Source organism: Streptomyces iranensis (assembly GCF_017874715.1).
Taxonomy (GTDB): domain Bacteria; phylum Actinomycetota; class Actinomycetes; order Streptomycetales; family Streptomycetaceae; genus Streptomyces; species Streptomyces iranensis.
In genome coordinates, this window is the sequence record NZ_JAGGLR010000051.1 from 1 (window position 1) to 23,241 (window position 23,241).

General features: G+C 71.5%; 3 protein-coding genes. All 3 read left to right on the top strand.

Features of this window, described 5'->3' with window-relative positions:
- On the top strand, nt 1-10,986 hold a 10,986-nt coding region (locus J2Z30_RS48720; protein WP_209469179.1), incomplete at its 5' end, for a type I polyketide synthase.
- Between the two features lie 34 nt (nt 10,987-11,020).
- Nucleotides 11,021-17,614, top strand: coding sequence for a type I polyketide synthase (locus J2Z30_RS48725; RefSeq protein WP_044579704.1), 6,594 nt, complete (start codon nt 11,021-11,023; stop codon nt 17,612-17,614).
- Nucleotides 17,615-17,695: 81 nt separating this feature from the next.
- Nucleotides 17,696-23,239, top strand: a complete 5,544-nt coding sequence (locus J2Z30_RS48730) for a type I polyketide synthase (RefSeq protein WP_209469180.1) — start codon at nt 17,696-17,698, stop codon at nt 23,237-23,239.
- The last annotated feature ends 2 nt before the right edge of the window (nt 23,240-23,241 follow it).

Consider the following 23,241-nt stretch of genomic DNA (forward strand, 5'->3'; position numbering starts at 1 on the left):
GTGGTTGAGGAGGAGTTGGCGCGGTCGTTGTCGCAGGTCCGGCCGGTGTCTTCACATGTCCCGTTCTTCTCCACGGTGGAGGCGGAGTGGGTGGATACGGTCGAGTTGGATGCCGGGTACTGGTATCGGAATTTGCGGAGCACGGTGCGGTTCGCCCCGTCCGTCGAGTGCTTGCTGGAGGAGGGTTTCCGGGCCTTCGTTGAGGTGAGTGCGCATCCGGTGCTGACGATGAGTATCGAGGCGGCGGCGGAGCGAGCGGATGCCGGGCCGGTTGTGGTGACCGGGACGCTGCGGCGGGACGAGGGTGGTATGCGCCGTGTGCTCGCCTCCCTGGCCGAGGTGTACGTACGGGGTGTCCCCGTCGACTGGACCGCTCTGCTCGGCAACGTCCCCGCGCACACCGCGCTGGATCTGCCGACCTACGCCTTCCAACACCAGCACTACTGGCTGAAGAGCGGACCCCGGAGCGGCGAGGTGACCGCCATCGGCCTCGCCGGTGCTCAGCATCCTCTGCTGGGCGCTTGGGTGGAACTGCCGGACACGGGCGGGGTGTTGTTCACCTCCCGACTGTCGCTCAGCACCCACCCGTGGCTGGCCGACCACACGGTGGCAGGTACGGCCGTCCTCCCCGGATCGGCCTTTGTGGAGCTGGCGGTGCGCGCCGGTGACGAGGTCGGCTGCGGTGCCGTCGACGAGTTGCTGATCGAGGCCCCGCTCGCGCTGACGACGGGCATGAGTGTGCAGCTCCAGGTGGTCGTCGGTGGGGCGGATGAGTCCGGGCGACGGCGCCTCACCGTCCACTCCCGCCAGCAGGGCAACGGGACGCGCAGCACGGACTGGACCCGACACGCCACGGGCACGCTCGCCCAGTCCACCACCGCGCCCGACATCGACCTCGCGACGTGGCCGCCACCTGGAGCCACTCCCATCGATGTGGACCAGGTGTACGACGATCTGGCACGGGCCGGACGTGGCATCGGCCCGGCGTTCCGTGTGCTGCACTCGGCGTGGGCCCGTGACACCGACGTGTTCGCCCAGGTGGAACTGGCCCACGACCAGCAGGCCGAAGCCGCGCGGTACACACTGCACCCCGCCCTGCTGGAAGCCGTATGCCACGCCGATACGCACGCCGAGACATCGGCGCTTCCCGTCGCCTACCGCGCGATATCACTGTCCGCGACCGGCGCCACCGCACTGCGCGCGTGTATCAGCCCCGACGGTCAGGGCGGCGTGAGGTTGCAGCTGGCGGACTCCGCCGGGAAGGCGGTCGGGTCCGTGGGCTCGGTGACGTCGCGGCCGCTCCCGGCGGACGTATGGGGGTCCGTAGCCGGAACGGAACCGCTGGACGCGCTGTTCGAGGTGGAGTGGTTCCCGCTCCCGGTCGCGTCGGCGGCCACATCCACCCCGGCCGCCTCGGATCCGGCGATAGTGACGGTGACGAGCCCGGCCGAGTTGACAACGTTGGCCGACCACGGCGACGTACCGCCCTTCGTACGCGTGGATCTGACGGACACCACGCACGGCCTCCGGGCGCTGACCTCGCAGGCGCTGGAGTGGGTCCAGACATGGCTGGCCGCACCGGAGACGGATGCGCGCCTGGTCATCGTCACACGCGAGGTCACCGACCCGATCTGCGCGGCCGTCTGGGGACTGGTGCGTTCGGCACAGTCCGAGGCCCCGGACCGGCTGGTCCTGGTGGCGATGGACGAGGACGACGCCTCCGGCGCGCTGCTGCCCACCGCCTTGGCCACCGGCGAACCGCAGATCGCCATCACCGCCGGGGTGGCGTCCGTACCGAGGCTGGTGCGCGCCACGCCGAACGAGGAAAAGCCACCGCGAGGGCTGGACCCGACCGGTACGGTGCTCATCACCGGTGGCACCGGTGCGCTGGGCCGAGTGTTCGCCCGGCACCTCGCGGCCGAGTACGGCGTACGTAACCTTCTGCTGGTCAGCCGCCGTGGCGGCGCGGCCGAAGGCGTGGCGGAGCTGGAGCCCGAACTCGGCGCGCTGGGCGCGTCCGTACGCACCGTGGCCTGCGACATCGCGGACCGCACCGCAGTGGCGGACCTGCTGGACTCGCTCCCCGCCGAAGCCCCCCTCACGGCGGTCGTCCACACCGCCGGGGTCCTGGACGACGGCGTGGTCACCGCCATGACACCCGAAAGGCTCGACACCGTCCTCCGTCCCAAGGCGGACGCGGCCCTCATCCTGCACGAGCTCACGCGCGACATGGACCTCGCCGCCTTCGTGGTGTTCTCCTCGGCCGCGGGCGTCTTCGGCAACCCCGGACAGGCCAACTACGCCGCGGCCAACGCCTTCCTGGACGCCCTCGCTCAGCAACGCAGGGCGGAAGGGCTCCAGGCCACCTCGCTCGCCTGGGGCCACTGGGCGCTCAGCAGCGAGATGACCGCACATCTCACCGCGGCCGACCTGCGGCAGCACACCCGGCGCTTCGGCATGACCGCTCTGTCGGAGGAGACCGGTCCGGCGCTGTTCGACGCCGGTCTGCGCAGCGCCACGCCCGCCCTGGTGGCGGCTCGCCTGGACCTCGCGGGACTGCGCGCGGGCGCGGCGGCCGCCACTCCGGTCGTCCCTCTGCTGCACAAGCTGGTGCCACCTGGCCGCCGGGTCGTGAGCCGTACGGCGGCGCCGCGGACCGACCTCGTACGGCGGCTGGAGTCGGTGGACCCCGCCGAACGGGAGCAGACGCTGCTGGACCTGGTCACACACCATGCCGTCCAGGTGCTCGGACACTCGTCGGCGGACGGCATCGCCGCCGAACGGGCCTTCCGGGAGCTGGGGTTCGACTCGCTGACGTCCGTGGAACTGCGCAACCGGCTCAACGCCGCCACCGGCCTCCGGCTGCCTTCGACCCTGCTCTACGACCACCCCAGCCCACGGGCGCTCACCCGGCATCTGCACACCGAGCTGCTGGGGTCGCCGAGCGCCCCCGCCGCCCCGGTACCCGCAAGCAGGGCTTCGGAGGATGGCATCGCCATTGTGGCGATGAGCTGCCACTTCCCGGGCGGGGTGAACAGCCCCGAGGACTTCTGGCGGCTGATCAGCGAAGGCGGTGACGCCGTCGGCGACTTCCCGGACGACCGTGGCTGGGATCTGTCCGCGCTCTACGACCGCGACCCGGACCACCCCGGCACCTCCTACGTCCGGCACGGCGCCTTCCTGCTCGACGCCGCCGGGTTCGACGCCGAGTTCTTCGGCATCTCGCCACGTGAGGCGCTGGCGATGGATCCGCAGCAGCGGCTGCTGCTGGAGACCTCATGGGAGGTGTTCGAGCGGGCCGGGATCGACCCGACCACGTTGGGCGGCAGCGGCATCGGGGTGTTCACCGGAATGAACACCCAGGACTACGCGATCCGCCTGCGCCACGTTCCGGACGAGGTCGAGGGGCACCGGATCACCGGCGTCTCCGCGGCCGTCCTGTCCGGGCGCGTGGCCTACACCCTGGGCCTGGAGGGACCCGCGGTCACGGTGGACACCGCGTGTTCGTCGTCGTTGGTGGCACTGCATCTGGCCGCGCAGGCGCTGCGGGCGGGGGAGTGCTCGATGGCGCTGGCCGGTGGGGTGACGGTGATGGCCGGTCCCGATGCCTTCGTGGACTTCTCCCGTCAGCGCGGACTGTCGGTCGATGGCCGGTGCAAGCCCTTCGCCGCCGCGGCCGATGGCACGGGGTGGGCCGAAGGTGTCGGTGTGCTGCTCCTGGAGCGGCTGTCGGACGCGGAGCGGAACGGCCACCAGGTGCTGGCGGTGGTACGGGGCAGCGCGGTGAACCAGGACGGCGCGTCCAACGGTCTGACGGCGCCGAATGGCCCGTCGCAGCAGCGTGTCATCCGGCAGGCGCTGGCCGGGGCGGGCGTGTCGGCCGCCGAGGTGGACGTGGTCGAGGCACATGGCACGGGTACGGCACTGGGCGATCCCATCGAGGCGCAGGCCATCCTCGCCACCTACGGCCAGGGCCGCGACCGGCCGCTGTGGCTGGGCTCGGTGAAGTCCAACATCGGTCATGCCCAGGCCGCCGCTGGCGTGGCCGGTGTGATCAAGATGGTCATGGCGATGCGGCACGGTGTCCTGCCTCGGACGCTGCACGTCGACGCCCCCACCCCGGAGGTGGACTGGTCGGCGGGCTCGGTGGAGCTGCTGACCGAGGGGCGTGCGTGGCCGGAGGTGGGGCGTCCGCGCCGGGCCGGGGTGTCCGCGTTCGGCGTCAGCGGCACCAACGCCCATGTGATCGTTGAGCAGGCACCGTTGATCGTTGAGCAGGCACCGGCCACCGCCGCCGAGCCCGCCACGCAGGACCCGGAAGCGATCCGCGCCGTACCGTGGGTGATCTCGGCCAGGAGCGCCGACGCGCTCCACGGCCAGGCGGCCCGGCTCGCGGAATTCGCCCGCAGCCACCCGGAGCTCGGCCCGAGCGACATCGCACACTCCCTGATCACCGCACGGGCCACATTCGACCACCGGGCCGTGGTCGTGGGCACCGGGCATGCGGAGTTGCTGAACGGACTGGACGCCATCGCCGGGCCGAGCGATGGCCCCGTCGCACGAGGTGTGGCGAGCCCCGGCGGGCTCGTGGTGCTGTTCACCGGGCAGGGCAGCCAGCACCCGGGGATGGGCCGGGAACTGCACGCACGCTATCCCGTGTTCCGCGATGCCTTCGACGCCGCCTGCGCGCAACTGGACCGCCATCTGGTCGACGCCGGGCATGCCGCACACCCCGTCCGGGACGTCGTGTTCGCCCGGCCCGGGACCCCAGAGGCGGAGTCGCTCGACCACACCGTGTTCGCCCAGGCGGGGCTGTTCGCGCTGGAGACCGCGCTGTTCAGGCTGTACGAGTCCTGGGGAGTGCGCCCCGATTTCCTCGCCGGCCACTCCGTGGGAGAGCTGACCGCGGCGCATGTGGCGGACGTGCTGTCCCTCGAGGACGCGGCCGCGTTGCTGGCCGCACGGGGGCGGTTGATGCAGGCCCTGTCCGGTGGTGTGATGGTCGCGCTCAACGTCCCCGAGTCGGTGGCTCGCTCTCTGCTGGCCGACACACCGGGCGCCGTGGACATCGCCGCGGTCAACGGGCCCGCCTCGGTCGTCGTCTCCGGCGACCGGGATGCCGTGGTGGCCATCGAGCGGATATGCGCGGGCGAGGGGTACCGGACCAAGCGGCTGCGGGTCAGCCATGCCTTCCACTCCGCGCATATGGACGGCATGCTCGACGAGTTCCGCGCACTCGCCGCCGGGTTGTCGTACGCGCCTCCGGCGGTGCCGATCGTCTCCAACGTCACGGGCGAGTTGGCCACCCCCGACCAGCTGTGCTCCCCGGAGTACTGGGTCGAGCACGCACGCAGGACGGTCCGTTTCCTCGACGGCGTCACCACACTCCACGCCCGGAATGTCACGACCTTCCTCGAACTCGGCCCCGGTGGCGTCCTCACCGCCATGGCGCAGGAAGCGCTGGGCGACGGCGCCGACCCGGCGATGTTCGTCCCCACGTTGCACGGCGGCGGACAGCCCGATCCGGTCGCCGCCGTGGCCGCGCTCGCGAGGCTGCATGTCCGTGGTGTCCCGGTCGACTGGACCGCGCTGCTCCCGGGCACCTCGCGGCGCAGGGTCGACTTGCCGACGTACGCCTTCCAGCACCGGCGGTACTGGCCGGACGCTCCCGTATCGGATGCCCCCGCAGTGGGTGAGCCGAGCCCTCGGCCGTTGCCGGAGGCCGCGGCGTCCAAGGGCGGCGGCGCCACGGCCTTCGTCGAACGGCTGAGGTCCAGCGCTGAGGCCGAGCAGCACCGGCTGGTCCATGACCTGGTGCTGAGCAGCGTGGCCGCCGTGCTGGGGCACGACGACGCATCGGCGATCGACGGCGAGCGGGCCTTCCAGGATCTCGGCTTCGACTCCCTGAACGTGGTCCGGCTCCGCAACCGTCTGCGAGACCTGACCGGTGCCGAACTGCCCACAACGCTCGCCTTCGACCATCCGACACCGGCCGCGCTCGCGTCATTCCTGCACGCCCGGCTGCTCGGATGGGATACCGCACGGACCGGATCGGCGTGGACGGCGGGCGATCCCACGGAGCCGATCGCGATCGTGGGGATGGCCTGCCGGTTGCCGGGTGGCGTGGCCTCGCCGGAGGACTTGTGGGAACTGGTCCTGGCGGGGGCCGAGGGCATCGGGGAGTTCCCGGCGGACCGAGGCTGGGACCTGGAGAACCTGTTCGACCCGGACCCGGACCACGCGGGGACCAGCTACGCGCGACAAGGTGGTTTCCTCTACGACGCGGCCGAGTTCGACGCGGACTTCTTCGGGATTTCACCGCGCGAGGCGCTGGCGATGGATCCGCAGCAGCGGTTGCTGTTGGAGACGTCATGGGAGGCGTTGGAGCGGGCCGGGATCGATCCGGTCTCGCTCCGTGGCCAGGACATCGGTGTCTTCGCCGGAATGGTCAACTACGACTACACCAGCCGCCTCGACACGGCCCCCGACGGTTCCGAGGGCTACCTCATGACCGGCGGCGCGGGCAGTGTGCTGTCGGGTCGGGTGTCGTATGTGCTGGGGTTCGAGGGTCCTGCGGTGACGGTGGACACGGCGTGTTCGTCGTCGTTGGTGGCGTTGCATCTTGCGGGTCAGGCGTTGCGGGCGGGGGAGTGCTCGATGGCGCTGGCCGGTGGGGTGACGGTGATGGCCGGGCCGGATGCCTTCGTGGAGTTTTCCCGTCAGCGCGGGCTCGCCCCCGACGGCCGGTCCAAGTCGTTCGCGGCCTCGGCGGACGGCACTGGATGGGCCGAGGGCGCGGGCGTGCTGCTGGTGGAGCGGTTGTCGGATGCGGAGCGGAACGGTCATCGGGTGTTGGCGGTGGTGCGGGGTAGTGCGGTGAATCAGGATGGTGCGTCGAATGGTTTGACGGCGCCGAATGGTCCGTCGCAGCAGCGGGTGATTCGGCGGGCGTTGGCGGGTGCGGGGTTGGTGGCGGGTGATGTGGATGCGGTGGAGGCGCATGGGACGGGTACGGCGCTGGGTGATCCGATTGAGGCGCAGGCGTTGTTGGCCACGTATGGCCAGGGTCGCCCTGAGGGGCGTCCGTTGTGGTTGGGGTCGTTGAAGTCGAATATTGGTCATGCGCAGGCGGCTGCGGGTGTGGCTGGTGTGATCAAGATGGTGTTGGCGTTGCGGTGTGGGGTGTTGCCGAGGACGTTGCATGTGGATGAGCCTTCGCCGCAGGTGGATTGGTCGGCGGGTGCGGTGGAGCTGCTGACTGAACAGCGGGTGTGGCCTGAGGTGGGTCGCCCGCGCCGAGCCGGGGTGTCGGCGTTCGGCGTCAGCGGCACCAACGCCCACGTCATCCTGGAACAGCCCTCGAACGTCGTCCCTGACCTGGCTCCGGCCGCACCGCAGCTGCCGGGCGGCCTGGCCCTTCTTCCAGTGTCCGCACGAGGCGAGGGCGCGCTGCGGGCCCAGGCGCAGCGGCTGTTGTCCTTCCTGGATCGGCGGCCGGACCAGGATCTGGGCGAGTTCGCCCTTGCGTTGGGTTGTGGTCGGGCGGGGTTGTCGGATCGTGCGGTGGTGGTGGCGGGGGATCGTGAGGAGGCGTTGGCGGGGTTGGGTGTGGTGGTGCGGGGTGGGTCGGGTGTGGGGGTGGTGTCGGGTTCGGTGGTGCGTGGTCGGTTGGGGGTGTTGTTCGCTGGTCAGGGGTGTCAGCGGGTGGGGATGGGGCGTGGGTTGTATGAGGTGTTTCCGGTGTTCCGGGAGGTTTTCGATGCGGTGTGTGTGGCGTTGGACCGGGAGTTGAACGCCGGGGGTGTGTCGGGTTCGGTGCGGGAGGTGGTGTTCGGGGGCGGTGAGTTGCTGGAGCGGACGGTGTTTGCTCAGGCGGGGTTGTTCGCGGTGGAGGCGGCGTTGTTCCGGTTGGTGGAGTCGTGGGGTGTGGTGCCGGATGTGGTGGGTGGGCATTCGGTGGGTGAGGTGACGGCGGCGTATGTGGCGGGTGTGTTGTCGTTGGAGGATGCGGCGGTGTTGGTGGCGGCGCGGGGTCGGTTGATGGAGGCGTTGCCGGAGGGTGGGGCGATGGTGGCGGTGGGCGCGGGTGAGGAGCAGGTGCGTCCGCTGCTGGTGGCGGGGGTGGATATCGCGGCGGTGAACGGCCCTGCGGCGGTCGTGCTCTCCGGCGATGAGGAGCCGGTGTTGCGGGTGGCGGAGGAGTTGTCGGGGCAGGGGTGTCGGACGAGGCGGCTGGCGGTCTCGCACGCGTTCCACTCCGCACGTATGGAGCCGATGCTGGAGGAGTTCCGGGAGGCGATCGCCGACGTGTCGTTCGCTGCCCCGGTGATCCCTCTGGTGTCCAACGTGACCGGGCGGCTGGCGGACACGGAGGCGGTGTGTTCCCCCGAGTACTGGGTGGAGCATGTGCGTTCGGCGGTGCGCTTCGCGGACGGAGTACGGGCGCTCGCCGACCATGGCGTGAGCACCTATCTCGAACTGGCGCCGGATGCGGTGCTGTCCGCGATGGTCGGGGACTGTCTGCCGGAGGAGTCGGCCGAACAGCCCGTGGTGGTGCCGTCGCTACGGCGAGAAGGCAACGAAATCCGCGCGCTGATGTCCGCCGTCGCTCAACTGCATGTGGCAGGCGTACGCATCGACTTCAGCGCTGTGTTCGGCGGCGCCGTTCCGCCCGTCCACCTCCCCGATCTGCCCACGTACGCCTTCCAGCGCGCCCACTACTGGCTCCACGACACCCGGCCCGCCTCTGACCAGAGCCTCGCCGGCGCCTCCGGCGCCTCCGGCGGCACCGACGCCATCGACGCCCGGTTCTGGGCCGCGGTCGAACGCGGCGACCTCAGCTCGGTGGCCGATGCGCTCGACCTTGCGGACGCCGATGAGAACCGTGCCGCTCTGGACGCCATGGGCGGTGCGCTGGGCGTGCTGTCGGACTGGCGGCGCAAGCGCGGTGAGAAGTCCGCGGCGGACCGGCTGCGCTATCGGGTCACCTGGAAGCCACTCCCCGGCGCCACCTCCGGCGTACCCACCGGCACCTGGCTGGTCGTCCTGCCGTACGGCTGCCAGGACGAGGAGTACGCGGCCCAGGTGGCCCCGGTGCTGAATCGTCAGGGTCTGCGCACCACGACCCTGCGGCTCGACGGACCGGAATCACCCGACCGCGCCGCCTTCGCCGAGATGCTGCGCGGCGCGCCGGCGGACCATGACGACATCGGCGGTGTGCTGTCCCTGCTCGCTCTCGACCAGCGCGTACGTCCCGGCTCCGCGACGCTCACCGAGGGGGCCGCGGCCACGTTGGCGCTGGTGCAGGCCCTCGGCGACCTGGGCTCGGCAGGTTCAGCGGGCTCGGGGCATCGCCTCTACTGCGCCACCCAAGGCGCCGTGACCGTCGGCGCGGCGGACCGGCTCAGTGCCCCGGAACAAGCGGCGGTGTGGGGGCTCGGCCTGGCCGTGGCGCTGGAGCAGCCGGACCGATGGGGGGCGCTGGTGGACCTCCCGGACGTGTTCGACGACCGGGCCGCCCGGACCCTGCTCGCCGCGCTGGCCGATCCGGGCGATGAGGATCAGCTGGCGATCCGAGCCACGGGCGCGTTCGTACGCAGGCTGCGGAGCCATCCCCTGCCCACCGGCGCGACGAAGCCGGAGTGGCGGCCGCGTGGCACCGTCCTGGTCACCGGCGGTACGGAGGGGCTCGGCAGGCATGCCGCGCGCTGGCTGGCCGGTGCCGGTGCCGAGCACCTGGTGCTGACCGTCGGCTCGGATCCGGAGGCGCCGCATGAAGCACCACACGTGGTGGCCCTGCGGGACGAGCTGAGCGGTCTGGGCGCGAAGGTGACGGTGTGCCCGACGGACCTCACCGACCGGGACGCGGTGGAGCGGCTGCTCACCGGGCCCGCCGCCTATCCCGAGCTCTCCGGCGTCGTCCACACCGCCGACCTCGCACGGATCGCCCAGACCGATGCCACCAGCACCAATGAACTGGCGGAGACACTGGCGGCCAAGGTCGACGGCCTGCTGCATCTCGACACGCTCCTCGCCGATCGGGAACTGGATCTGTTCGTGGTCTTCTCGTCGGTCGCCGGAGTCTGGGGCGGTGGCGGCCAGGGGCTGATCGGCGCGGCCAACGCCCAGCTCGACGCCCTGATCGAACGGCGCCGCGCCAGGGGTCTGGTGGCCACCTCGGTGGCCTGGGGGGTGATCGACGGCTTCGGTGTGGCCGCCGATGCCACGGCCCAGGAGCAGCTGCGCCGCCGTGGTGTGCTGCCCATGGCGCCCGAGGCGGCCATGGCGGCCCTGACACACGCCGTCCGCCACGACGACACGCTCGTGGCCGTGGTGGACATCGACTGGTCGGCGTTCGTTCCGGCCTTCACCTCGCTGCGGCCCAGCCCGCTGATCGGCGATCTGCCGGGCGTTCAGGAGATCGTCGACAGCCTTCGTACGGACGACGCCACCGACGAATCCGCCTCGGAGTTCCTGCGCCAACTGGCCGCGGGCTCCGACGCCGAGCGGGAACGCGCCCTGATGAAGGCGGTGCGCGAGAACGCGGCCATCGCGCTGGGCCACGACGGTGTCGAGACCGTCAAACCGCAACGCGCCTTCCAGGAGATGGGTTTCGACTCCCTCGCGGCCGTGAACCTGCGCAACACCCTCGGCGCCGCACTGGGCACCCGGCTGCCGGCCACTCTCGTCTTCGACTACCCCACGCCTGCCGCGCTGGTGGAGTACCTGCGTACCGAGCTCCTGGGAGACCAGGGCGACGACGAGGCCACCGAGGCCGATGAGGAGGAGATCCGCCGCGTACTGGCCGCCGTGCCGTTCAGCCGGTTCCGCGAGGCCGGAGTGCTCGATGCGCTGCGGTCGCTGGCCAGGGCCGAAGCGGCCGCACAGGACGGCAGCCGGCCGTCCGCTGATGAGGAGCTCGACCTGATCGATGGAATGGATATCGCCGGACTGGTCCAACGGGCGTTCGACGGAACCCAGTTGTGAACGCTGAACGCACTCGACGCGGTGGGAGGCAGCCATGAGCAGCAGCCAGAGCGAACAGATCGTCGACGCCCTGCGCGCCTCGCTGAAGGACAACGCCCGGCTGAAGCACGAGTACGACAAGGCGGTCGCGGCCACCTCCGCCCCCATCGCCATCGTCGGGATGGCCTGCCGGCTGCCGGGCGGGGTGAGTTCACCGGAAGACCTGTGGGAACTGGTGTCCACCGGCGGTGACGGCATCTCCGGCTTTCCGGTGAACCGCGGCTGGGACCTGGACAACCTCTTCCACCCCGATCCGGACCACCCGGGCACCAGCTATGCCACGGAAGGGGGTTTCCTGCACGACGCCGGTGAGTTCGACGCGGGCTTCTTCGGCATCTCGCCCCGGGAGGCCGTGGCGATGGACCCCCAGCAGCGGATCATGCTGGAGCTGTCCTGGGAGGTGTTCGAGCGCGCCGGGATCGACCCGACCAGCAAGCGGGGCAAGGACGTCGGCGTCTACTCCGGTATCGCGTTCCACGACTACGGCTCCGGTCTCGCCGAGGTCCCCGAAGGGCTTGAGGGTTTCATCCTCACCGGTGGCGCGGGAAGCGTGCTGTCCGGACGGGTCTCCTACGCACTCGGCCTCGAAGGCCCCGCCGTGACGATCGACACGGCGTGCTCCTCGTCGCTGGTGGCGCTGCATCTGGCGGTGCAGGCGCTGCGGGCAGGGGAGTGCTCGATGGCGCTGGCCGGTGGCGTCACCGTGATGGCGGCCTCCGACGCCTTCGTGGGCTTTTCCCGCCAGCGCGGACTCGCCCCCGACGGCCGGTGCAAGGCATTCGCGGCCTCGGCGGACGGCACCGGGTTCTCCGAGGGCGCCGGTGTGCTTCTGCTGGAGCGCCTGTCCGACGCCGTCGACGCGGGGCACCCGGTACTGGCGGTGGTGCGCGGCTCGGCGGTGAATCAGGACGGCGCGTCCAACGGCCTCACCGCGCCCAACGGCCCCTCACAGCGGCGCGTCATCCGCCGGGCGCTGAGCAGCGCACGGCTGTCGGGCGCCGATGTGGACGTGGTGGAGGCACACGGCACGGGTACGGCGCTGGGCGACCCCATCGAGGCGCAGGCCCTGCTGGCCACGTACGGCCGGGACCGCGACCGCCCGCTGTGGCTGGGGTCGGTGAAGTCCAACATCGGTCACACCCAGGCCGCCGCCGGTGCGGCCGGTGTGATCAAGATGGTGATGGCGCTGCGGCATGACGTACTGCCGAAGACGCTGCATGTGGACGCGCCCACGCCCCAGGTGGACTGGTCGGCCGGTGCCGTGGAACTCCTGACCGGCGAACAGCCGTGGCCGGAGACGGGACGGCCGCGCCGGGCCGCCGTATCGGGCTTCGGCATCAGCGGCACCAACGCCCATGTGATCCTCGAAGAGGCTCCGGCCCCTCAGCCCGCCGAACCCGGCCCCGCGACCGGCGCCACCGCGGAAACCACCACCGCCGCCGCCACCGATCCGGCGTCGTCACCACCGGTGCCGGACGGCGCCCCGGTGCTCAACGATGCCCCGGTGCTCAGCGATGCCCCGGTGCCGCTTCTGGTGTCCGGGCGGGGCGAGTCGGGCCTGCGCGCTCAGGCCCAGCGCCTGCTGTCGTTCCTGGACGAACGCCCCGACGTGGCCCTGCCTGACCTCGGCTGGTCGCTGGCCTCCGGGCGCGCCGCGCTGGAGCAACGCGGCGTGGTGCTGGCCACCGACCGGGACGCCGCGCTGCGCGGTCTGGCCGCACTGGCCCGGAACACCCCCGCACCCGATGTGATCCGCGGCACCGGTCCGGCCACCGGGCATACAGCCTTCGTCTTCCCCGGCCAGGGCTCGCAGTGGCAGGGAATGGCGGCTGAACTGCTCACCTCCGCACCGGCGTTCGCCGGCCGGTTCGCCGAATGCGACGACGCGTTGGGCCGCCTCCTGGACTGGTCCGTCACCGATGTGATCAAAGGGGCCGAGGGAGCGCCTTCCCTGGACCGGATCGAGATCCTGCAACCCGCGCTGTTCGCGGTGCATGTGTCCTTGGCGGCCGTGTGGGCGGCGGCCGGGGTCGAACCCGCGGCGGTGGTCGGCCACAGCCAAGGGGAGATCGCGGCGGCGTACGTGGCCGGGGCGCTGTCGCTGGAGGACGCGGCCAGGATCGTGGTCCTGCGCAGCGCTCTGTTCGCCGAGGAGCTGGTGGGCAAGGGCGCGGTGGCATCCGTGGCGGTGCCGCCCGACGCCGTGGAGAAGCGGCTGGCGGACTGGGGCGAGCGACTGGTGATCGCCGGACGCAACGGCCCCTCGGCGGTGACCGTCGCGGGCGAAGTGGCCGCGCTGGAGGAATTCGTGGCCGGGTGCAAGGCCGACGGGATCCGGGCGCAGGTCGTGGGCTCGACGGTGGCCTCGCACTGCGCCCAGGTCGATCCGTTGCGGGACCGAATCCTCGCGATGTTCGCCGACATCACCCCGCGCCGCGGCCACATCCCGTTCTACTCGACGGTCACCGGCGGTGTGCTGGACACCGGCGAACTGGACGCCGAGTACTGGTTCCGCAACGCGCGCCACCCAGTCGACTTCGAGGGCGCAGTCCATGAACTCCTCGCCGACGGATTCGGCTTCTTCATCGAGTCCAGCGCGCATCCCGTGCTGGTGACGGCCATGCAGCAGCTGTTCGAGGACGCCGGGGCCGACGCGGTGGCCGTGGGCTCCCTGCGGCGCGACGAGGGCGGTGCGCGGCGGTTCCTGGCCTCCCTCGCCGAAGGCCATGTGGGCGGGCTGCCGGTGGACTGGGCCACCGTTTTCGCCGGTTCGGACCCGCGCCGGACCGATCTGCCCACGTACGCCTTCCAACGGCACCATTACTGGCTGGAGTCGACCGACGCCTTCGGCGACGCGTCCGGGCTGGGCCTCGAATCGGCCCAGCACCCGCTGCTGGGTGCCGTCACCGAATTCCCCGAATCCGGCGGGGTGTTGTTCACCTCCAGGCTGTCGCTGCGTACACACCCCTGGCTGGCCGACCACGCGGCGGCGGGCACGGTGCTGCTGCCCGGAGCGGCGTTCGTGGAGCTGGCGGTGCGCGCCGGTGACGAGGCGGGCTGCGGTGTCGTCGAAGAGCTCGTCATCGAGGCACCGCTCACCCTGGCCGAGAACGACGGCACGCGCCTCCAGGTGTTCGTGGGCGAGGCGGGCGACTCCGGGCGGCGCCCGCTCTCCGTGCGCTCCCGCGCGGAGGGAAGCGGACCGGGGGCGGCCTGGACACGGCACGCCACCGGTGTCCTGGCCCCGGCCGCCGTCGCCACCCCACCCGACACCGGCCTCGCCCAGTGGCCACCGGCCGGGGCGGTCGCGGTGGACACCGAGCGGGTGTCCGAGGCGTACGAGGACATGGCCGCCGCCGGTTACGGCTACGGACCGGCCTTCCGGGGGCTGCGCGCGGTGTGGACCCGCGGCGAGGAGGTGTTCGCCGAGGTCGCGCTGGCCGACGACCAGGGGCTCTCGGCGGACGGCTTCGGCCTGCACCCGGTGCTGCTGGACTCCGCCATGCACGCGATCGCCTTCCGCGAACTCGGCGCCGCCCAGGCCACGCTGGCGCTGCCGTTCGCCTACCGCGATGTCGCCCTGCACGCCGCCGGTGCGTCCGCGCTACGCGTCCACATCGCACCGAACGGCCCCGAGGAAGTGGCGCTTCAACTGGCGGACACCGGCGGCGCGGCCGTCGCCACCGTCGGGTCCGTGGTGTCCCGGCCGGTGGCCACCGAACTGCTGGACACCGGCACCAGCCCCGCCCGGGAGTGGATGTTCCGCGTCGGCTGGGACGAGCTCCCGGGGCCTTCGGCCGACATCGCACCGGACCCCCTCCACCCCGTACCGGTGGCGACCGCCGAGGACATCCGCGAACTGGCCGAGACGGCCGACCTGGGCGTGCCCGACGCGCTGTTGCTGGACCTGGCCGCCGACGGCCAGGAGCCGAGCGCGAGCGGTGTACGGGAGGTGACCGGCCGGGTACTGGAACTGCTGCAGACCTGGCTGGCCGCACCCGAACTCGACGACACCCCGCTGCTCGCACTCACCCACGGTGCGGTGGCCGTGCACCACGACCGCGAGCTCACCGACCCCACCGCCGCCGCCGTATGCGGTCTGCTCCGGTCCGCCCAGGCCGAGAACCCCGGACGGATCACCCTGGTGGACACCGACCGGGCCCAGGCATCCCTGGCCCTGCTGCCCGGCGCGTTCACCGTTGGAGAGCCGCAACTCGCCCTGCGTGACGGCATCCGCTACGCCCGACGCCTCACCCGCGCGGACACCACCGGCGCGCTGGCCCCACCCTCGGGCGCGGCGGCCTGGCGGCTGGAGCCCGGCCCTGACGGCACCCTCGAAGGTCTGGCGCTGCGCCCCGCATCCGCCCCGCTGGAACCCCTGGCGGCCGGTCAGGTCCGGATCGAGGTCCGGGCGGCGGGGCTGAACTTCCTGGACGTCCTGGTGGCGCTGGACATGAACCGGGTCGACGCCACCATCGGCAACGAAGGCTCCGGGGTGGTCACCGAGATCGGCCCCGGAGCGGCCGGGCTCACCGTCGGCGACCGGGTGATGGGACTGTTCCCCGACGCCGTCGGCCCGCTGGCCGTGGCCGACCACCGCACTGTGGTCAGGATCCCGCACGGCTGGTCCTTCCAGCAGGCCGCCACCGTGCCGATGGCCTTCCTCACCGCCTACTACGGGCTGCGCGACCTCGCCGGTCTGCGATCCGGTGAGTCGGTACTGATCCACGCCGCCGCCGGCGGGGTCGGCATGGCCGCCGCGCAGCTCGCCCGGCACTGGGGCGCCGAGGTGTTCGCCACCGCCGCCCCCGCCAAATGGGACGCCGTACGCGCCACCGGAATCAGCGCGGACCGGCTCGGCAACTCGCGCACCGTGGACTTCGAGCCCCACTTCCTGGACGCCACCCAGGGTCGGGGCGTCGATGTGGTGCTGGACAGCCTCGCCGGGGAGTTCGTGGACGCCTCACTGCGGCTGCTGCCCCGAGGAGGCCGGTTCCTGGAGATGGGCAAGGCCGACCTGCGGAGCCCCGAGGAGGTCGCAACCACCCATCCCGGCGTCTCCTACCAGGCGTTCTCCCTCTACGAGGCGGGCAACGACCGCATCGGGGAGATGCTGAGCGAACTGGTCGAGCTGTTCGACCGAGGAGCGCTGCACCCGCTGCCGCTGAACACCTGGGACGTACGCCACGCCCCGGCCGCCTTCCGCCACATGAGCCAGGGACGGCACATCGGCAAGAACGTGTTCACCCTGCCCCGCACCCCCGACGCCACCGGCACCCTCCTGGTCACCGGTGGCACCGGCTCGCTGGGCCGCCTGGTGACCCGGCGCATGGTCACCGAACACGGAATGCGCAACGTCGTCCTGGCCGGACGGCGTGGCAGGGACGCCACGGGGATCCCCGAGCTGGAGGACGAGCTCAGCGCGCTGGGCGCCACCGTGCGCACGGTGGCCTGCGACCTCGCCGACCGCGAGGCGGTGGCCGCACTGCTCGGCTCGATCCCCGAGGACACCCCGCTGACCGCCGTGGTGCACACCGCCGGACTGCTGGACGACGGCGTGATCACCACCCTGACCCCGGAACGTCTGGACACGGTGTTCCGCCCCAAGGTGGACGCCGTGCTCAACCTGCACGAGCTGACCCGCCACCTCGACCTCGCCGCGTTCGTCCTCTTCTCCTCCGGGGCGGGCACCTTCGACTCCCCGGGCCAGGGCAACTACTCCGCCGCCAACGCCTTCCTCGACGCGCTCGCCCGCTACCGCCACGCCAGGGGGCTGCCCGCCACCTCCCTCGCCTGGGGCCTGTGGGGGCAGGTCACCGACATGAGCGCACACCTGGACGACTCCGACCAGCGGCGCATGGCCCAGGGCGGCATGCTCGCACTCTCCGTACCCGAGGGCATGGAGCTGTTCGACACCGCGCTGCGCGGCCCGGACACCGTACTCGTCCCCGCCCATATGGACTTCGCCGCCCTGCGCACCCTGGCCGCCTCCGGCTCGCTGCCCGCACTGCTGCGCGCCCTCGTCCGTACTCCGCGCCGGGCCGTCGACAACACGGCGGCGGACACGGACGACCTGGTGAGCAGGCTGGCCAGGGTAACCGCCGGCCAGCAGGAGAAGATTCTGCTCGACCTGGTCCAGCAGGAAGCCGCCGCCGTACTCGGCCATGCCTCGGCCGACCTGATCGAGCCCGACCAGCCCTTCAAGGAGATCGGCTTCGACTCGCTCACCGCCGTGGAACTGCGCAACCGGCTCTCCCGACGGGCCGGAGTACGGCTGCCCGCCACGCTCATCTTCGACCACCCCGCCCCCGCGTCCCTCGCCCGCTACCTCCTGGCCGAACTGGGCCAGGAGGTCGACACCTCGGAGGTGCTGATGGCCGAGCTCGACACCGTGGCCACGACCCTTGCCGGGGTGTCCCCCGACGCCACGACCCACGCCACGGTGCTGGCCCGCCTCCACCTGCTGGTCGAGCAGTGGGAGACCGCGGCAGGCGCCACGACCACCGACCAGGACGAGGAGTTCGACGTGGACACCGCGACCGACGAGGCCATGTTCGAGCTCATCGACCGGGAGTTCGGCACCTCGTGACCGCCCGGCCCCGCGCGACGACACACCACACGCCGCCGACCCTCCAGCAGACGCCACCGTTTCCTTCGGGAGTGAACACCCATGGCAGATGACGGGAAGCTGCGCGACTACCTCAAGCGCGTACTGGCGGACGCCCGCCGCTCCCAGAAGCGGGTCCGCGAGCTGGAGGCCGAGAAGACGGAGCCGATCGCGATCGTCGCGATGGCCTGCCGGCTTCCGGGCGGGGTGTCGTCCCCGGAGCAGCTGTGGGAGCTGGTGCTGCACGGGCGGGACGGGATCACCGGCTTCCCCGTGAACCGTGGCTGGGATTTGGGAGACCTGTTTCATCCGGACCCCGACCACCGGGGCACCAGCTATGTCCGCGAGGGCGGATTTCTGCACGACGCCGGGGAGTTCGACGCGGGCTTCTTCGGGATCTCCCCGCGCGAGGCGGTCACGATGGATCCGCAGCAGCGCATCATGCTCGAGCTCTCCTGGGAGGCGTTCGAACGGGCGGGGATCGACCCGACCACGTGGCGCGGCAAGGACGTCGGCGTCTTCTCCGGGTTCGCGGGCAGCGATTACGGGGCCGGGCTGCCGGAGCTGCCCGAGGCCCTGGAGAGCTATCTGATGACCTCCGACGCCGGAAGTGTGCTCTCCGGCCGGATCTCCTACACCTTCGGGTTCGAGGGCCCCGCCGTCACGGTCGACACCGCGTGTTCCGCGTCCCTGGTGGCGCTCCACCTGGCGGCGCGCGCCCTCCGGGCGGGGGACTGCTCGATGGCGCTGGCCGGTGGCGTCACCGTCCTGGGCACACCCCGGGCGTTCATCGGCTTCTCACGCCAGCGCGGACTCGCCGCCGACGCCCGCTGCAAGGCGTTCGCGGCGGCGGCGGACGGCACCGGCTTCTCCGAGGGCGCGGGAGTGCTGCTGCTGGAGCGGCTGTCGGACGCGGAGCGAAACGGCCATCGGGTGTTGGCGGTGGTGCGGGGCAGTGCGGTGAACCAGGACGGTGCGTCGAATGGGTTGACCGCCCCGAATGGTCCGTCGCAGCAGCGTGTCATCCGGCAGGCGCTGGCCCATGCGCGACTCAGCCCGTCCGAAGTGGACGCGGTGGAGGCGCATGGGACGGGTACCGCGCTGGGTGACCCGATCGAGGCACAGGCGCTGCTGGCCACGTACGGCCAGGGGCGACCGGAGGACCGTCCGCTGTGGCTGGGCTCGCTCAAGTCCAACATCGGCCATACCCAGGGCGCGGCGGGGGTGGCCGGGGTCATCAAGATGGTGATGGCGCTGCGACATGGGACGTTGCCGAGGACATTGCATGTGGATGAGCCATCGCCGCGGGTGGATTGGTCGTCGGGTGCGGTGGCGCTGCTGACCGAGGGGCGGGCTTGGCCGGAGGTGGGGCGTCCGCGCCGGGCGGGGGTGTCGGGGTTCGGGGTCAGCGGGACGAACGCTCACGTGATTCTGGAACAGGCTCCGGAAGTGGCCGTCGAGGTGGTGCCGGAGGCTGCGGATGGTGGTGTGGTGCCGTTGGTGGTGCCGTTGGTGGTGTCGGGACGAGGTGATGCGGGGTTGCGGGCCCAGGCGCGTCGGCTGCTGGACTTCGCCGAAGGCCACCCGGAGGTGGGGGTGACGGAGCTGGGTGTCGCGTTGGGTTGTGGTCGGGCGGGGTTGTCGGATCGTGCGGTGGTGGTGGCGGGGGATCGTGAGGAGGCGTTGGCGGGGTTGGGTGTGGTGGTGCGGGGTGGGTCGGGTGTGGGGGTGGTGTCGGGTTCGGTGGTGCGTGGTCGGTTGGGGGTGTTGTTCGCTGGTCAGGGGTGTCAGCGGGTGGGGATGGGGCGTGGGTTGTATGAGGTGTTTCCGGTGTTCCGGGCGGCCTTCGATGGGGTGTGTGAGGTGTTGGACCGGGAGTTGGGTGCGGGTGGGGTGTCCGGTTCGGTGCGGGAGGTGGTGTTCGGGGATGGTGAGTTGCTGGAGCGGACGGTGTTTGCGCAGGCGGGGTTGTTCGCGGTGGAGGCGGCGTTGTTCCGGTTGGTGGAGTCGTGGGGTGTGGTGCCGGATGTGGTGGGTGGGCATTCGGTGGGTGAGGTGACGGCGGCGTATGTGGCGGGTGTGTTGTCGTTGGAGGATGCGGCGGTGTTGGTGGCGGCGCGGGGTCGGTTGATGGAGGCGTTGCCGGAGGGTGGGGCGATGGTGGCGGTGGGCGCGGGTGAGGAGCGGGTGCGTCCGCTGTTGGTGGCGGGGGTGGATATCGCGGTGGTGAATGGTCCTGCGGCGGTTGTGCTCTCCGGTGATGAGGAGCCGGTGCTGCGGGTGGCGGAGGAGTTGTCGGGGCAGGGGTGTCGGACGAGGCGTTTGGCGGTCTCGCACGCGTTCCACTCCGCACGTATGGAGCCCATGCTGAAGGAGTTCCGGCGGGTGGTTGAGGGTTTGTCGTTCGCCGCTCCCGAGATTCCTCTGGTGTCGAACGCAACCGGGGAGTTGGTGGATGCGGAGGCGGTGTGTTCCCCCGAGTACTGGGTGGAGCATGTGCGTTCGGCGGTGCGGTTCGCGGATGGTGTGCGGGCGCTTGCCGAGTACGGGGTGAGTACGTATCTGGAACTGGGTCCCGATGGCACGCTGTCCGCGATGGGCCGCGAGTGCCTGGACGACGGGCAGGCCGCATTCGTACCGGCCCTCCGTCGGGAGGGCGACGAGACCCGCGCCCTTGTCACGGCCCTGGCCACCTGCCATACGCGTGGTGTGCATGTGGACTGGCCGACCGTGCTGGGCGGAAGGGGTACCGGTTCGGTCGATCTGCCGACGTATGCCTTCCAGCGGGAGCACTACTGGCTGGTGGGGGAGCGGCGGGGGGTGGGTGATGTGGCGTCCGCGGGGTTGGTGGGCGTCGGACATCCGTTGTTGGGTGCGGTGATGGAGGTGCCGGGGTCGGGTGAGGTGTTGTTCACCTCGCGGTTGTCGTTGGGGTCTCATCCGTGGCTGGCTGATCATGTGGCCGCGGGTGCGGTGTTGTTGCCGGGTGCGGCGTTTGTGGAGTTGGTGGTGCGGGCCGGTGATGAGGTCGGTTGTGGCGGGGTGGAGGAGCTGGTGATGGAGGCTCCGCTGGTGTTGGCGGAGGGCGGGGCGGTTCAGGTGCGGGTGAGTGTGGCGGAGGCCGATGAGGGTGGTCGGCGTGTGGTGCGGGTGTATTCGCGGGCGGAGGGCGCGGGCGTGGGTGCCGCGTGGGTGCGGCATGCGAGCGGGACGTTGCGTCCTGCGGCGGGGGTCTCCGCTTCTGATGTGGGGTTGTCGGTGTGGCCTCCGGTGGGTGCGGTGGCGGTGGACCTGGTGGAGATGGAGGGCCTGTACGACGGTCTGGAACGGGCTGGGTATCGGTATGGGCCGGTGTTCCAGGGGGTGCGGGCGGCCTGGCGGCTGGATGGCGCGGTGTACGCGGAAGTGGCTCTGCCGGAGGAGCATCGGGCCCGGTCGGCAGGGTTCGGACTGCACCCGGCACTCCTCGACGCGGCCCTGCACGCCGCCGCGTTCCAGCACCGTGCGGAGCGTGCCGACCAGCGGACAGCGTTGCCCTTCGTCTGGCGCGATGTGGCGTTGTACGCCACGGGTGCCACGGCCTTACGGGTACGGGTGCTCCCCGTCGGAGAGGACACTCTGACACTGGAGTTGGCCGATGAGACCGGCGCCCCGGTGGCTTCGGTGGGTTCGATGGTGTCCCGCCCGGTCGACCCCGGGCAGTTCAAGACCGCCTCGACACATGACCGTCTGCTCCGCCCGGGATGGGAGGAGACGGCGCTGACGCCGGATGGCGCCCCACTGGGCGCGGTGCGAGTGGCCACGGCCGAGGATGTGCGCGCGCTGGCCGGGCGAGGTGACCGGTTCGACGCCGTGACGGTCGAGGTGGCCGAGACCGGAAGTGTGCGCGAGCTGACCAGCCGCGTACTGGAAGTCGTCCAGGCGTGGTCGACCGAACCGGCGCTGGACAGCACGCGGATGGTCGTGCTGACGACGGGCGCGGTCGCCGTCGGTCCGGGCGAGCCGGTCGACCCCGCCATTGCCGCCGTATGGGGGCTGGTCGGCACCGCGCAGTCGGAGAACACCGGCCGGATCCTACTGCTGGACGTCGACAACGAGCCGTCCTCGTACGCGACGCTGAGCACCCTCGTCCCCGCCCTCTTCGCCGCCGACGAGACCCAGGCCGCGGTCCGCGCCGGAGCGTGCTTCCTGCGGCGGCTCACTCGTGTGGTGGAACCGCCCGAGGCCGAACCGGGCGGTATGGACGTGGGTGGGACGGTGTTGGTCACGGGTGGTACGGGGGCGTTGGGTGCGGTGGTGGCGCGGCATCTGGTGGCCGTGCATGGGGTGCGGAGTCTGGTGTTGGCGAGTCGGAGTGGGCCCGAGGCTGTCGGTGCCGCCGAGTTGGAGGCGGAGCTGGTCAGGGCAGGGGCGCGGATACGGATTGTCGCGTGTGATGTGGCCGACCGTGATGAGGTGGCCGGGCTGGTGGATGCCGTTCCGGAGGATGCTCCGCTGTCGGCGGTGGTGCATACGGCGGGTGTTCTGGATGACGGTGTGCTGACGGCGTTGACTCCGGAGCGTATGGATGCGGTGTTCCGGCCGAAGGTGGACGGGGCGCTCCATCTGCATGAGCTGACCCGGGACCTGGACCTCTCCGCCTTCGTCCTCTTCTCCTCCGCCGCGGGCACCTTCGGCAGCTCCGGCCAGGGCAACTACGCCGCCGCCAACGCCTACCTCGACGCGCTGGCACAGCACCGGACCGCCCAAGGGCTTCCGGCGATCTCCCTCGGCTGGGGCATGTGGTCCCAGGACGCGGGGATGACCGCCCAGCTCGGCGACACCGACCACCGCCGACTGGCACGTGACGGACTCGCCGCGCTGACCTCGGCCGAGGGCATGGAGCTCTTCGACACCGCGCTGCGCACGGGTGAACCCACGGTTCTCCCCATCAAGCTGGACCTGGGCGCACTGCGGGCCCAGGCCGCCACCGGGGCGGTGCCGCCACTGCTGCGCGGGCTGGTCCCCCAGCCCCGGCGGATCCGGCAGAAGGCCCAGTCGGCGCATGCGCACGACGCCGACGCGCTCACCGCACGACTGGCCGGGGCGGGTCCCACGGACCGGCAGGCGATCCTGCTCGACCTGGTCCGGCAGGAGGCGGCCCATGTGCTCGGTTACGCCACGGTCGGCCGTATCGGCGCCGAGGCAGCCTTCACCGACGTCGGCTTCGACTCGCTCACGGCGATCGAGCTACGGGACCGGCTGCTCGCCCGTACCGGGCTGCGACTCCCCGCCACGTTCGCCTTCGACTTCCCCACCCCCCTGGCTCTGGCGGACCATCTGGACACCCGCCTGGGCGCCGAGGCCACGCAGGACCCGGTGCTGGCCGAAGTGGCGAGGCTCGAGGAACTGGTGGCCGCCCGGCCACCGGACGGTGCCAAGAACACGGGTGCCGCCGTCCGGCTCCGGGCTCTGGCGGCCAAGCTCAGCACCGATGCCCCGGGGCCGGCCGGAGGCGCCGACATCGAAGCGACGCTCGAGGCGGCGTCGGTCGACGACGTACTGGCCTTCATCGACGACGAGTTCGGAATCGTGGACCCGGCGGATTCCGACCGCGCCTACGAGTGAAG